This window comes from Proteus sp. G2609, from assembly GCF_963896135.1.
In the GTDB taxonomy this organism is placed as follows: Bacteria; Pseudomonadota; Gammaproteobacteria; order Enterobacterales; family Enterobacteriaceae; genus Proteus; species Proteus mirabilis.
This window is the reverse complement of sequence record NZ_CAWQNB010000019.1, coordinates 20,905-34,489: the sequence shown is the minus strand read 5'-3', so window position 1 is coordinate 34,489 and position 13,585 is coordinate 20,905. Positions and strand designations below refer to the sequence as shown.

10 protein-coding genes are annotated in these 13,585 nt (G+C 40.6%); 4 read left to right on the top strand and 6 right to left on the bottom strand.

Translation table 11 applies throughout. The features are described 5' to 3' along the window. Positions 1 to 34 precede the first annotated feature (34 nt). Both pflA and AACV01_RS05195 read left to right on the top strand, forming a co-directional pair. Positions 35 to 775: a pyruvate formate lyase 1-activating protein gene (gene pflA, locus AACV01_RS05200; RefSeq protein WP_004244575.1), complete on the top strand. Its 741-nt coding sequence runs from the start codon at positions 35 to 37 to the stop codon at positions 773 to 775. 357 nt (positions 776 to 1,132) lie between these two features. Next, entirely contained in the window at positions 1,133 to 2,038 is a 906-nt protein-coding gene (locus AACV01_RS05195; RefSeq protein ID WP_004244574.1) for a BPSS1780 family membrane protein, read from the top strand. 72 nt (positions 2,039 to 2,110) lie between these two features. Here AACV01_RS05195 and allD read toward each other — a convergent pair whose 3' ends face one another. After that, entirely contained in the window at positions 2,111 to 3,160 is a 1,050-nt protein-coding gene (gene allD, locus AACV01_RS05190; RefSeq protein WP_161682529.1) for an ureidoglycolate dehydrogenase, read from the bottom strand. A gap of 399 nt (positions 3,161 to 3,559) precedes the next feature. Here allD and AACV01_RS05185 point away from each other — a divergent pair, with 399 nt between their 5' ends. Then, positions 3,560 to 3,892, top strand: coding sequence for a hypothetical protein (locus AACV01_RS05185; RefSeq protein WP_046335160.1), 333 nt, complete (start codon positions 3,560 to 3,562; stop codon positions 3,890 to 3,892). Positions 3,893 to 4,071: 179 nt separating this feature from the next. On the opposite strand, the gene serS is transcribed toward AACV01_RS05185, so the two are convergent. From serS to lrp, 5 genes are all read right to left on the bottom strand, one after another. Then, positions 4,072 to 5,361, bottom strand: coding sequence for a serine--tRNA ligase (serS, locus tag AACV01_RS05180; RefSeq protein ID WP_004244571.1), 1,290 nt, complete (start codon positions 5,359 to 5,361; stop codon positions 4,072 to 4,074). A gap of 133 nt (positions 5,362 to 5,494) precedes the next feature. Beyond that, positions 5,495 to 6,844: a replication-associated recombination protein A gene (locus tag AACV01_RS05175; protein WP_012367706.1), complete on the bottom strand. Its 1,350-nt coding sequence runs from the start codon at positions 6,842 to 6,844 to the stop codon at positions 5,495 to 5,497. A gap of 10 nt (positions 6,845 to 6,854) precedes the next feature. Then, positions 6,855 to 7,460 (bottom strand): outer membrane lipoprotein chaperone LolA, encoded by a 606-nt coding sequence (gene lolA / locus AACV01_RS05170; protein WP_004244569.1) that lies wholly within the window; start codon positions 7,458 to 7,460, stop codon positions 6,855 to 6,857. Positions 7,461 to 7,572: 112 nt separating this feature from the next. After that, positions 7,573 to 11,403, bottom strand: coding sequence for a DNA translocase FtsK 4TM domain-containing protein (locus tag AACV01_RS05165; RefSeq protein ID WP_161682527.1), 3,831 nt, complete (start codon positions 11,401 to 11,403; stop codon positions 7,573 to 7,575). Positions 11,404 to 11,530: 127 nt separating this feature from the next. Beyond that, on the bottom strand, positions 11,531 to 12,025 hold the full coding sequence (lrp, locus tag AACV01_RS05160) for a leucine-responsive transcriptional regulator Lrp (protein WP_004244566.1): 495 nt from the start codon (positions 12,023 to 12,025) through the stop codon (positions 11,531 to 11,533). Between the two features lie 542 nt (positions 12,026 to 12,567). Between lrp and trxB the strand changes: the two genes are divergently transcribed. Next, positions 12,568 to 13,527: a thioredoxin-disulfide reductase gene (gene trxB, locus AACV01_RS05155; RefSeq protein WP_004247618.1), complete on the top strand. Its 960-nt coding sequence runs from the start codon at positions 12,568 to 12,570 to the stop codon at positions 13,525 to 13,527. Positions 13,528 to 13,585 lie beyond the last annotated feature (58 nt).

Sequence of the window (13,585 nt, the reverse complement as noted above, 5' to 3'; positions counted from 1 at the left end):
CTTTTTATCTAGACAGTTTTGGAGTAACCCTGTTATGTCCGTACTTGGTCGTATCCACTCATTTGAATCCTGCGGTACTGTTGACGGTCCCGGAATACGCTTTATTGTTTTCTTCCAAGGATGCCTAATGAGATGCCTCTATTGTCACAACCGTGACACATGGGATACTCATGGTGGGCAAATCGTCACAGTTGATGAATTAATGAAAGAGGCAGTGACTTATCGTCACTTTATGAATGCCTCTGGTGGTGGCGTTACTGCTTCTGGTGGTGAGGCTATCTTACAAGCAGAATTTGTACGTGATTGGTTCCGTGCTTGTAAAAAAGAAAATATCCATACCTGCTTAGATACTAACGGTTTTGTACGCCGTTATGATCCTGTCATCGATGAATTAATGGACGTGACTGATTTAGTCATGCTGGATTTAAAACAAGTGAATGATGACATTCACCAAAAACTGGTTGGTGTTTCTAACCAACGTACACTGGAATTCGCCCGCTATTTAGCTAAACGAGGCCAAAAAACCTGGATACGTTACGTAGTTGTGCCCGGTTGGTCTGATGATGATGATTCTGCTCATCGTTTAGGCGAATTTATAAAAGATATGAAAAATATCGAAAAAGTCGAGCTTCTCCCTTACCACGAATTAGGTAAACATAAATGGGTTGCTTTAGGAGAAGAGTATAAACTCGATGGTATTCATCCACCGTCAAAAGAGACGATGGAAAATGTTAAAGCAATTATTGCATCTTATGGTCATAAAGTGATGTATTAAGCTTTTATACACCCCCATTTTAAAAAGCAGTGCACAATGTACTGCTTTTTTTATGTAAAACTGCCATCAAGTTTTCCCCTCCCTGCGGCATGTTCTTTTGAGAAAGCGCCAGCCACTAAATTAAAAAATATTGTTTTCCATACCTCAAATAAAGATATTTTTAATAACGACCATTGCAGTTAATTCTGACAATATAAAATTGTTACTCATTCTAATGGTCATTTAGAAGTTTCTAAGATTATCCTTAAGCATTCTTTAGTTTAATAGTATTGATTAATTACAAAATAAAAAGATATGATATGAATTATAAAAAGTTATATTTATAAACAATTAATTATTTTTAAGGCAGAGAAAAAAATGGAACAAGATAATAGTTCATCGCTTACGGAGCCAGAAGAGGTGTTTACGCCAGTTCCTCTACAAAGAGGTGCTTCAGGGGCAACCGAGTGGTTAGGTATTGGATGGGATTTAGTTAAAGAGCGCTTTTTTATGTGGGTAGGCGCTGTAATTATTTACTTTCTTGTTAACTTAATTATCTCATCTATCCTTGGATTTATCCCACTTATTGGGCCGATTATCTCCCCGTTTATTTCAGCTGTATTAGTTGCCGGGCTTATGATGATAGCCCATCAGCAATATGAGACTGGTCAGCTAAATTTGGATAATTTATTTTCTGGTTTCCAGAACAAACGCTACCTTAGCATCATGGGTGCTTATGGTATTAGTGTGCTTATTATCTTAGCAGGCTTTATTTTAGCACTATTAATCAGTGGTTCATTATTGATGGAAGTTGCTCAAGCCGCTCTTAATGATGCACCAACCTACTATATTCAAGGCTTATTGGCTGATAACCTGACACCAATTACGTTTTCTTCTATCATTATTATCATTTTTAGCTTAATCAGTACTGCCTCTTATTGGTTTGCCCCTGCCTTAATTTTAGTAAATGACTATAAAGCTATCCCTGCCGTTAAAGCCAGTTTTATGGCGGTTAAAAACAACTTATTTGGTGGCTTTCTATTCTTTGTGCTGTTAAGCATCATTATTGGCTTGAGTATTATCCCATTTGGATTAGGCTTATTTATCACTATTCCACTCTCTTTTACTGCAATGTATGGATCATATCGCCATATTTTCTATCAGAAAAATATGGGTAATATGACTAATAACCATACTGATAACAATGACAATAATGGTGATGGTGGGAATAAAGTTTCTTTAAATAAAACCGCAGAATCGAATATCGGTAAATTAGTCAGTTAAATATTTTATAATTTTGGATAACCCAAAAACAGCCGCCTAATTAATGGATGGCTGTTTTTTTATTAATATAACTTAGCTGGCAAATGGGTTTTTATTATCATAAGATTGATTAAATAATACATCAGAATTTAAGTAATGATAAATTTCGTCAACGATTTCTATCCCCTCTTTTTCGCTTCTCTGCGCTGCAAGCTGACTATTTTCCCCAGGATATAATACCCGTTCAAAACCGACTGCAGGCTTAATACTCTTTAACTCAGCCATTACTTGAGAAATGTGTTTTTTAAATAAATCAGCATCAGTGAAAAAGGCTGGATTAATCACAATGTGGAGCTGACCTAATTCACGACCTTGTGTCAAATCATGATACATAGAGCTAACATGTTTACCAAAGGGTAACCCTAATAAAATACCGGACAATACATCGACCATCATCATCAAGCCATAACCTTTTGGCCCCGCAATAGGTAATAAACCTTTTACTGCAAAGGGATCACAGGTTGGTTTGCCCGCTTCATCTACCGCCCATGTGTCAGGAATGTCATTATGTTTAGCCCGCGCATCGAGAATTTTACCCCATGCCTGCACCGTCGTCGCCATATCAAAGGTAATAGGTTTATCATCTGCACTCGGGGCTGAAAAAGCGATAGGATTAGTGCCATAATAAACTTCAGAGCCACCAAATGGCACTACCATAGGATCCGATTGGCAAAGTGAAATACCAATCATTCCAGATGCAGAGGCTTGTTCTACAAAGTAGGATAACGCCCCACTATGACCAATACGTCTAACCCCAACAACAGCAATGCCTTTCTCTTGTGCCATATTAATCGCGTGCTCCATGGCCTGCTTAGCAGCAACATGTCCAGCACCATTATCACCATCAAAAATCGCACTACAAGGTCCTGTCTCTTGATAAGTAAACTTAGGATGCGTATTTGTTCCTCCCTTACTAATGCGCTCAGCATAATATTCCACACGTACAGCACCATGGGAATGAATTCCTTTCATATCAGCATGAACTAATACATCGGCAACAATGTCTGCATGGTTTTCATTCAGTCCTGCATTATGTAACTTATTTTTGATTAATTGGTGTAACTGCTGTTTAGAAATTATCATACAATAGGCTCTTTAGTAGGGTTCTAAATAAATAGAAACGTCATAAGATAATTGAAATTAACTTGAGCGATAATTTTAATGTAGCAGTATAGAGATGATCTGCTGTGATCAGTTTAACCAATAGCGAATTGCATTATATTTTTATTTAATCTCACTTATTTTAGTAAGAATTTTTTAATAATCATCTGTTTTTTCTGCACCTGATAACTGTTATTAAATAATATTAAGAGCAATAAAACGCTCTTTTATTAAAAAAATCATCAGTAAAAAACTACCTGCTATTATTTATTAATAATGTCACCCTTCATCTGTATCAAAGAGAAAAATGATATGTTTCTTTTGATCATTTAAGTCCATTTAGGTAGTCTGTAATAACAATTATTATTTGTGGGATAAAGAATGATAAATAAAGAAATATTAAAGAACCTAAAGTATTTTGAAAAAACTCCATTGATTCATCATATTAATTATTCCCTAACTGATGATGCTAAAAAAAATATACTAAACGGCTGGTTACCTGCATGTATGGAAGATAAATGGCTTTCATATAGTATAGAAAACTGTGTCTATGTTCATCGCAGTTGGAGTGGCCATTTAATGTATAAATTCACTATTGATAATAACACCATTGATTTTATAGAAATTGCAATGGACGATTTTGTTGACATGACAAATGAAAGAAAAATAGAAGTATTTTTCTCTTTGTTGCCTTACTTATCTCAACCTCATTGAGGTATTAGATACTGAAGCTAGTATATAGCCAGAATATAAAACATTAATAAAATTATACTCAGGTTAAAAGGTTAATAGAAATTACCACCACTAGTCTTTTGATACTTTTTATACCATTAAAAAACCCCCTGTTTAGTAGGGGGTTTTAATATTATAGCCACTGAGTAATTACGTTTTTATTAACCAATATACTCAAGGCCATTCATATAAGGACGTAAAACTTCTGGAATTTCAATACGACCATCAGCGGTTTGATAGTTTTCCATAATGGCGACTAAAGTACGCCCTACAGCTAAACCTGAACCATTTAAAGTGTGCACAAGTTGAGTTTTCTTGTCACCTTTAGCACGGAAACGTGCTTGCATACGGCGTGCTTGGAAATCCCAGCAGTTAGAGCATGAAGAAATTTCACGGTAGGTATTTTGTGCCGGTACCCACACTTCTAAGTCATAGGTTTTACGTGCACCAAAGCCCATATCACCTGTACAAAGTACCACTTTACGGTAAGGCAGATTGAGCAATTGTAACACTTTCTCTGCATGGCCAGTTAGCTCTTCTAATGCATCCATTGATTTTTCAGGATGTACAATTTGTACTAACTCTACTTTATCAAATTGGTGCATACGGATCAGACCACGTGTATCACGACCATAAGAGCCCGCTTCTGAGCGGAAACATGGCGTATGTGCAGTCATTCGCAATGGTAGTTCGTCTTCTTCGAGAATAACGTCTCTAACCATATTGGTAACAGGTACTTCTGCTGTTGGGATCAGCGCATATTGGCTTTCAGACTCTTCTTCAAGTGGTTTGGTATGGAATAAATCACCACTGAATTTAGGTAACTGTCCTGTGCCATATAAAGTGGCATGGTTAACTAAATAAGGCACATACATTTCTTGATAGCCATGTTGTTCTGTATGCAAGTTCAGCATGAACTGGGCGATCGCACGATGTAAACGTGCAATTTGACCTTTCATCACAACAAAACGTGAACCGGTGATTTTCACGGCAGATGGGAAATCTAAACCATCTGTGAGTTCACCTAGAGTAACGTGATCTTTTAATTCAAAGTCATAAGTCTTTGGTTCACCCCAACGAAATACTTCAACGTTCTCGCTGTCATCTTTACCATTAGGCACAGAGTCATGAGGCAGATTCGGTAAAGTTAACGCATAGTCACGAATGTCGGCTTGCAGTTTATCTAATTCCGCTTTTGCCGCTTCAAGTTTTTCACCTAATTGGTTAACTTCCTGACGAAGTGGCTCAATATCTTCACCACGCGCTTTAGCAGCACCAATAGACTTCGATCGGGAATTACGTTCTGCTTGCAGGGATTCTGTTTCAACCTGTAACACCTTACGGCGTTCTTCTTGTTGACGAATTTTTTCCACATCGAGGGTAAACCCCCTGCGAGCCAGTTTTTCGGCGACCGCGTCTAGCTCATTACGCAGTAGATTTGGATCGAGCATGCTTATCCTGTGCTTATTGATAGATTAATAAAAACCTTATCTCCTATCATTCTCTTGTTTACCTATCGCGAAGATACCTGAGATAAGGGGTAGTTAAAAAAATTACTAATGATTGAATAACCTTACCGCATCTTTACAATTTGCGATAGCGTTTTGTCACACTATTTTGATCTTGCTGAGAAAGCCAGTCTAATTTCTCAGCAAGCTTGATCTCTAACCCTCGATTAACAGGGTGATAATAACGCGTTTGTGCCATTTCAGCAGGAAAATAGACCTCTCCTGCCGCATAAGCATTAGGTTCATCATGAGCATAGCGATACTCTGCACCTAAACCCATCTCTTTCATTAATTGTGTTGGGGCGTTACGTAAATGTGCAGGTACATCATAATCAGGTTTACTTTTCGCATCTGCCAGTGCGGCTTTATAAGCGGTATACACGGCATTACTTTTCGGCGCACAAGCAAGATAAACAATCGCTTGTGCTATCGCACGTTCACCTTCTGCTGGGCCTACCCGCGTAAAGCAATCCCATGCAGCGATGGCAACTTGCATAGCACGCGGATCTGCATTACCAACATCTTCTGAAGCAATAGCCAGTAAGCGACGAGCAACATACAGTGGATCTCCCCCCGCAGTGATGATACGAGCATACCAATAAAGTGCAGCATCAGGTGCCGAGCCACGTACTGATTTATGCAAGGCAGAGATAAGATCGTAAAATCGATCACCTTTATTATCAAAACGGGCGCTACGTTCACCACTAATTTCTTTTAGTAATTCCGCTGTTAGCGTTCGTTTGCCTTGGCTATCGACTTCTGCCATATCAGCCATCATTTCAAGCAGGTTGAGTGAACGGCGCGCATCGCCATTGACTAATTCAGCAATCATTTTGCGTGTATTATCAGGTAAAATAATATTACGCCCACCTAATCCACGTTCAGTATCATCTAATGCTTGCTGTAATACCTGTTCAATGTCTGTTTCTGTCAATGAGCGTAGCAGGTAAACTCGTGCACGTGATAGCAGTGCCGAATTTAATTCAAAAGAAGGGTTTTCCGTTGTTGCACCAATAAAAGTGATAGTGCCATCTTCAATATGTGGCAAAAAAGCGTCTTGTTGGCTTTTATTAAAACGATGAACTTCATCAACAAATAGGATGGTTCTACGCCCCGCATTTCTATTTTGGTGCGCTATGTCAATGGCGGCCCGGATCTCTTTGATCCCTGACGTCACCGCAGAAAGTCTTTCTATATCCGCTTGGGCATAGCGCCCGATAATTTCAGCTAATGTGGTTTTTCCTGTACCCGGAGGCCCCCATAAGATCATTGAATGCAATTGGCCTGCTTTTATCGCCCGTGGTAGCGGTTTACCTTCAGCGAGTAGATGCTTCTGCCCAATATACTGTTCTAATGTTTCAGGCCGCATTCTCGCGGCCAGAGGTTGAAATTCATTTTGTGAAAAGTCGAGTGATAAATTACTCAAAATAGCCTCACTAGCGTTGGTCATCCACCGTCACACCCGCGGGTGGTGTAAAGCGGAACGCTGATGCATCAATGGGGGCGACCTTTTGTGCCGTTAATTGGTATTGGCTGACTTGCCCATCTTGCTCTGTAGCCGCAAATTGTTGGATTTGACCATTAGGTGAAACGGTAATAGAAAAGTGCTTTAAATTGTTCTCTGTTTTAGGGGTTAATTCAAAGCGATCACCATTTTGCTTAACATCGTAATTTTGCCATTCTTTACTATCATTACGCGCAATCAACATAAAAGGGGTATTCGTTGTGGCACTCTCTAACCAAGTTGCCGTCACTTGTTCGACAAATGGGTTATAAAACCACAATGTTTTACCATCAGAAATTAGTGTGCTCTCATCCGGTGCCGTCATTTGCCAATTAAACAGATCAGGACGCTGTACTTTTAAATGTCCTTCCCCTTTTTGAATTAACGCACCTTCGTTACTGGTAACCGTTTGACTAAAGTTAGCCTGAAAGCTATTCACTTTATTAAGACGTTGTTGTAAGTCTTGACGAGCATCCGCCCAAGCGGCTTGGCTACCAAACAACGCGATAGCACAGACTGTGAGTAATACTTTTTTCATTCAACACGCCTCTGACTGAGATTACGCCGACATCATGTCGGCGTATAAGTTATAGTGATATTTATTAGATTATCATGCTGATTTAAGCGCTGATAACTCTGTTTTCAAGATCTTACATTTCTGCTGGCGGTGGTGATAATACATCACGCGTATTATTGTGATTAGGTGCACTGACAATACCCTGCATCTCCATCTGCTCAACAATTCTGGCTGCACGGTTATAGCCTATTCTAAATTGACGCTGTACACCGGAAATGGAGACTCGCTGTTTTTCAACCACAAATTCTACGGCCTGATCAAATAGCGGATCAAGCTCTTCACCATCATCATAACCACCACCATTGCCACCTTCGCCTTCTTCACCACATTTGGTAATGGCTTCAATATATTGAGGTCGGCCACGTGCTTTCCAGTCTGTTGCAACCGCATGTACTTCATCATCGCTGACAAATGCACCATGTACACGCTCTGGCATATAGCCATTAGGGGCATAAAGCATATCACCCATACCTAACAAGGATTCGGCACCACCTTGGTCTAAAATAGTGCGCGAGTCGATTTTACTCGATACGGTAAATGCGATGCGACTTGGAATATTCGCTTTAATTAAACCAGTAATAATATCCACTGAAGGGCGCTGAGTGGCTAATACTAAGTGAATTCCCGCCGCACGTGCTTTCTGTGCTAAGCGAGCAATTAATTCTTCCACTTTTTTACCCGCGGTCATCATTAGATCAGCAAACTCATCGACGATGACCACAATATAAGGCTCTTTTTCTAACATAGGCAACTCAGGTGCCATGCTGTCAGAAGGTTTCCATAGTGGATCTGGAATTGGACGCCCCATGGCTTCCGCTTCTTTAATTTTTTCGTTATAGCCTGCAAGGTTACGTACCCCTAATGCGGACATTAATTTATAACGGCGTTCCATTTCTGCGACACTCCAGCGCAAAGCACTCGCAGCATCTTTCATATCTGTCACCACTTCGGTTAACAGATGCGGAATACCTTCATAAACCGATAATTCCAACATTTTCGGGTCAATCATAATAAAGCGTACATCTTCTGGCTTCGCTTTATAGAGAATGCTGATGATCATCGCATTCACCCCAACAGATTTACCCGAACCTGTAGTACCAGCAACCAGTAAGTGAGGCATTTTAGCCAAGTTAGCAACCACAGGTTGCCCACCAATATCTTTCCCTAGTACCACAGTTAATGGTGAACGACTGTCACGGAATGCATCACTATCTAATAGTTCACGCATATAGACGGTTTGGCGTTTTTTGTTTGGTAACTCAAGCCCAACATAAGGTTTGCCCGGTATAACTTCAACAATACGCACTGCCGTCGTGGAAAGTGAACGCGCTAAGTCGCGGGATAGATTTGAAATACGTGCAGCTTTTACACCTGGCGCTAGCTCTAGCTCAAAACGGGTGATCACCGGTCCCGGTGAAATACCAACCACTTTTGCTTTAACACGGTAGTCATTTAAACGCGCTTCAATTAACTTACCAATACGCTCAAGCTCAAACATATCAACAGGTTCATCATCCATAGGAGGAGAGGTTAATAAGTCAAGTGATGGCATTGGTGTTGTTGGTTTTTGTAACGGCCTATCATTGCGCATTAATAACGGATGAATTAATGACTGTTGCTGTTGCTGTTGCTGTTGCTGTTGCTGTTGCTGTTGCTGTTGCTGTTGCTGTTGCTGTTGCTGTTGCTGTTGCTGTGCAAAATGTTGAGCCATCTGTGCTTGAGGCTCAATAGGTGTTTGCCCTACAGAAGATACAGAAGATACTGGCTCTGCAGGGGTTACCATCGGCGTAAAAACAGGCTCTGCAGGCTCTTCATCTAACAAATCATCCACCGGTGATAACGAGCCTAATGCATCAAGATTTTCTTGTAACTCGATAGTCGGTGTGTATTCCTCTTCTTCATCATCACGAGGTGATACTTGTAAGAATGCATCACTGTTAGGATAAAGAGTGCTGTTATCAGTCTGTTGAGTAACAGGGGTAGATTGAGACGCAAAAGAGTGCTGAATATGGGGATGATACCCTTGTGCCGAGGCTGACGTCTCGGATGCTCCAGTCGTGACTGATGGCAATACCTCGTCATCTTCATCCTGTAAAACATCCTCACCGTAACGTTCTTGCAGTTGTTGCTTAAACTGCTCAGCGAGGTGTTGTTCATACTCATCACTCTCCTCTTCTGTTTCTTGCGCAGAAAAGGTATGGGTATCAATGAAAGGTTGATTATCAGACTCGTCATACTCGTCATAGGTTGACTGCGAGCTAGATGTCGCTGATGACATCGTGATGGTTGGCTCAACATTTTGTGTTGCTGATGTATCCTCACCATAGCGCTCACGTTGTTGCTCAAGAAATTGCTGACGTAACGATTGTTCGAAATTAGCCTGCTCTTGTATATCCGCTAAATCGTCTTCATGATCTTGTTGAAGCGCTTCTTCACGGCGGCGTAATTCCGCCTCACGTTGTGATGGGATACGAATACCATAAAGCTCTCGACGCGTTGGTAATCGTACAGGATTTGGTCGAGGTAATTCAGGCCCTAATCCTTGTTTAACTTGTGCACCGTGACTGACTATTGCTGCTGTTGCCACACTGGCAACACCGGCGGCTGTTTGAGTTAATGAAGCTGAATTGCTATCTGTTGATGTAGCTGATGTAGCAGATGGCGTAAATAATGATGCACTATGGTCGCTATTATCCGCCGCTGTTTTTTGCGAGACAATTGGCACTTCGTTTGTCTCAATAGGTTTGTTTTCCGTCAATGGCATGGTTGTCGGTACTTCTTCTGTCACGACACCATTGTCTGCCATAGAGTCAGAGGAATGCGCTTGTTGCTTAAGAAATGCCGATGGTATTTCAAAGCGATAGTGTTCAGGTTCAGGCTCAGTGACTGGGCTAGCGTCATGAGTAGCCATAATGGATGGCGGTGTTACTTCTGCATCATGGGTTGTGGCATGCGTCGGTTGTTGATTATCAACAATATGCTCTGCACGCTCTTTGCTCTCGTGCTCCTCAGCGATAACCGTCTCTGTGGCTGAAATCGTTGGGGTTGCAGATCCGCTAGCAACTTCTGGAGTTTCAGTTATATCATCATGTTGTGGCGTGATCGCCATTTCTTGCTGACGCGCTAACTCAAGGGCGGAAGGTGCAGAAAAGAGAATATCATCACTATCTGGCTCTACTTGCGCAGAAAGTTGATGTTCTGGCTGGGTGTTGTTATCCACCAGCGCCTCGGGATCTGCCTGAGCAGGATCGGCGGGTTCTTCATAATCATCATAGTCAATATCTTTTTGACCACGATTAGTAATAAAAGCAACCGCACCTAAGATAACCGCACCAATCTTTTCGGTAATCGTCAGCCATGACCAGCCAGTAAATAGCGTAAAGCCTATCGCCCATACTGATAGTAGCGCCAGTGTTGCACCTAGCATATTAAACCAAGGTAGCAATGCCTTGCTAAATAAGCTACCAATCACCCCACCAGAGCTAAAATTGTAGATATCATCAAAATTAAGATCAGCTAACGCACAAGATGTAAGAACCAGAGCCAAGGCACCAATTGTACGTAATGCAAGGGAGAAAAAATCTGTGTATTCACGATTTTTTTGATGACGTAATGCATTCCAGCAACCAAATACCACCACAATAGGGATTGCATAAGCGAGCAAGCCAAATGCTGAAAAAAGGATATCAGCAAGCCATGCACCAATATTGCCACCTAAGTTTTGAATAGGTTCATTCCACGTGGTTTGTGACCAACTCGGATCGGCTGGATGGAAGCTCAGTAAAGAAATCATTAAAAAGATAGCACCAATGCCTATCAAAATAAGAAGGGCTTCCCAAATACGACGGCGGTTACTTATCTTAGTAAAACGAATATTTTTATCTTCTGTATATTCCTGGCTCAAAGAGGGCTCTCCAGGTTTCACTTAAGGTTTAAACGGAACAACGCTGAGATAACCCAGCGTTGAAACTGTATACATAAACAGGAGTGTACCTAACTTTATCCTGTTTTGCACTAACCTATTAGCAGGCTTAGCGTGTTTTAATCACTAGGCGATTGCTTTGTTTTACTTCTTCCATCACCACATAAGTGCGGGTGTCGTTTACACCAGGAAGACGTAATAGCGTTTCGCCTAATAATTTACGATAAGCAGACATATCAGGTACACGAGTTTTCAACAGATAGTCAAAGTCACCAGAAACTAAATGACATTCTTGGATCTCTTCAAGTTTTTGAACAGCCATATTAAATTGTTCAAAGACATCTGGTGCACCACGGTTTAATGTGATTTCCACAAATACCAACAGAGATGCATCTAGGTAATGGGGGTTTAATAGCGCAGTATAACCAGAAATAAATCCTTGGCGTTCTAATCGGCGTACACGCTCTAAACATGGAGTTGGTGATAAACCAACGCGTTTAGACAGCTCAACGTTTGAGATACGACCATCTTTCTGAAGCTCATTTAGAATATTCCGGTCTATTCTATCAAGATCTTTACCCGGACGTTTTTTATTATCAATCATCTCTATACTCTCTTTCTCTTTTTCTCTTACTTTATTTTCCTATACCCATACCTGTACACCTTCAGCATCATATTGAGACCTCGGTATCAAACGGTCAGAGCAAACTACCAATCTATTTTTATTTAATGCCAGATAAAACAATCATTTTATCCAAATTCTTATCTATTCATCTTGCAAAAGCACTATCCTATACCCTGTCTGTCTAAAAATAATACCTATTACGTCTGAGGATAATTATCTTTTACAGTCATGTTTTCGCAAATGTACAGCGGATTGTCAAAGCAAATGAGCAAAAATCAGAACAAGGCGCTATGTTATTGTCTATATATGCAAGATAAACAGCAATTGTAAAGCAAAATGTTTCAGGTTAATTCGATGATGTTAACGCAATATAACTCTATAATTATTAAACTATATTACTATTAACTATTGCTAAAATAGTTAAAATATTATCGCTATTTCCCTTTCTTGGCTTTTTTTAACGTCTTATTTCTCCTACAATCGCTCAATTCGCATCAAGCCTAATCAAAGATGAGGTATCCATGAGCACCATCAAACATAGCAAACTTATTATTTTAGGTTCAGGTCCTGCCGGCTATACTGCAGCAGTTTATGCAGCACGAGCTAACCTAGAACCCGTGCTGATTACGGGTGTTGAAAAAGGAGGACAGCTCACTACCACAACTGAAGTTGAAAACTGGCCTGGCGACCCTGAAGGATTAACTGGTCCTGGTTTAATGGATCGCATGTTTCAGCACGCTGAAAAATTTAATACCGAGATTATCTCTGACCATATCAACAAAGTCGATCTGAAAAACCGACCTTTCCGCCTATTTGGTGATGAACAAGAATATACTTGTGATGCCTTGATCATTGCAACAGGGGCATCAGCACGTTATATCGGTTTACCTTCTGAAGAAGCATTTAAAGGCCGTGGTGTTTCTGCCTGTGCAACCTGTGATGGCTTTTTCTATCGTAACCAGAAAGTTGCTGTTGTCGGTGGCGGTAATACTGCCGTAGAAGAAGCACTGTATTTAGCAAATATCGCCTCAGAAGTGCACCTAATCCACCGCCGCGATTCATTCCGCTCTGAAAAAATCTTAATTGACCGTTTAATGGACAAAGTTAAGAATGGCAATATCATTTTGCATACCGATCGTACCTTAGATGAAGTGTTAGGTGATGATATGGGTGTCACTAAAGTGCGCTTAAAAGATACGAAAAGTGATAAAACCGAAGAGCTAGAGGTTATGGGCGTCTTTATTGCTATTGGTCATAGCCCTAACACGGCAATTTTTGAAGATCAATTAGCCTTAGATAACGGTTACATTAAAGTTCAATCCGGTACGCAAGGCAATGCTACCCAAACATCTATTGAAGGTGTTTTTGCCGCAGGTGATGTAATGGATCATATTTATCGTCAAGCCATTACCTCAGCTGGTACAGGTTGTATGGCTGCTTTAGATGCAGAACGTTACTTAGACGCACTAAAATCTAACTAAAATCCTCACTTCCTTTCAAGGCGCTATTTCAGTAGCGCCTTTTACCATGTAACATACT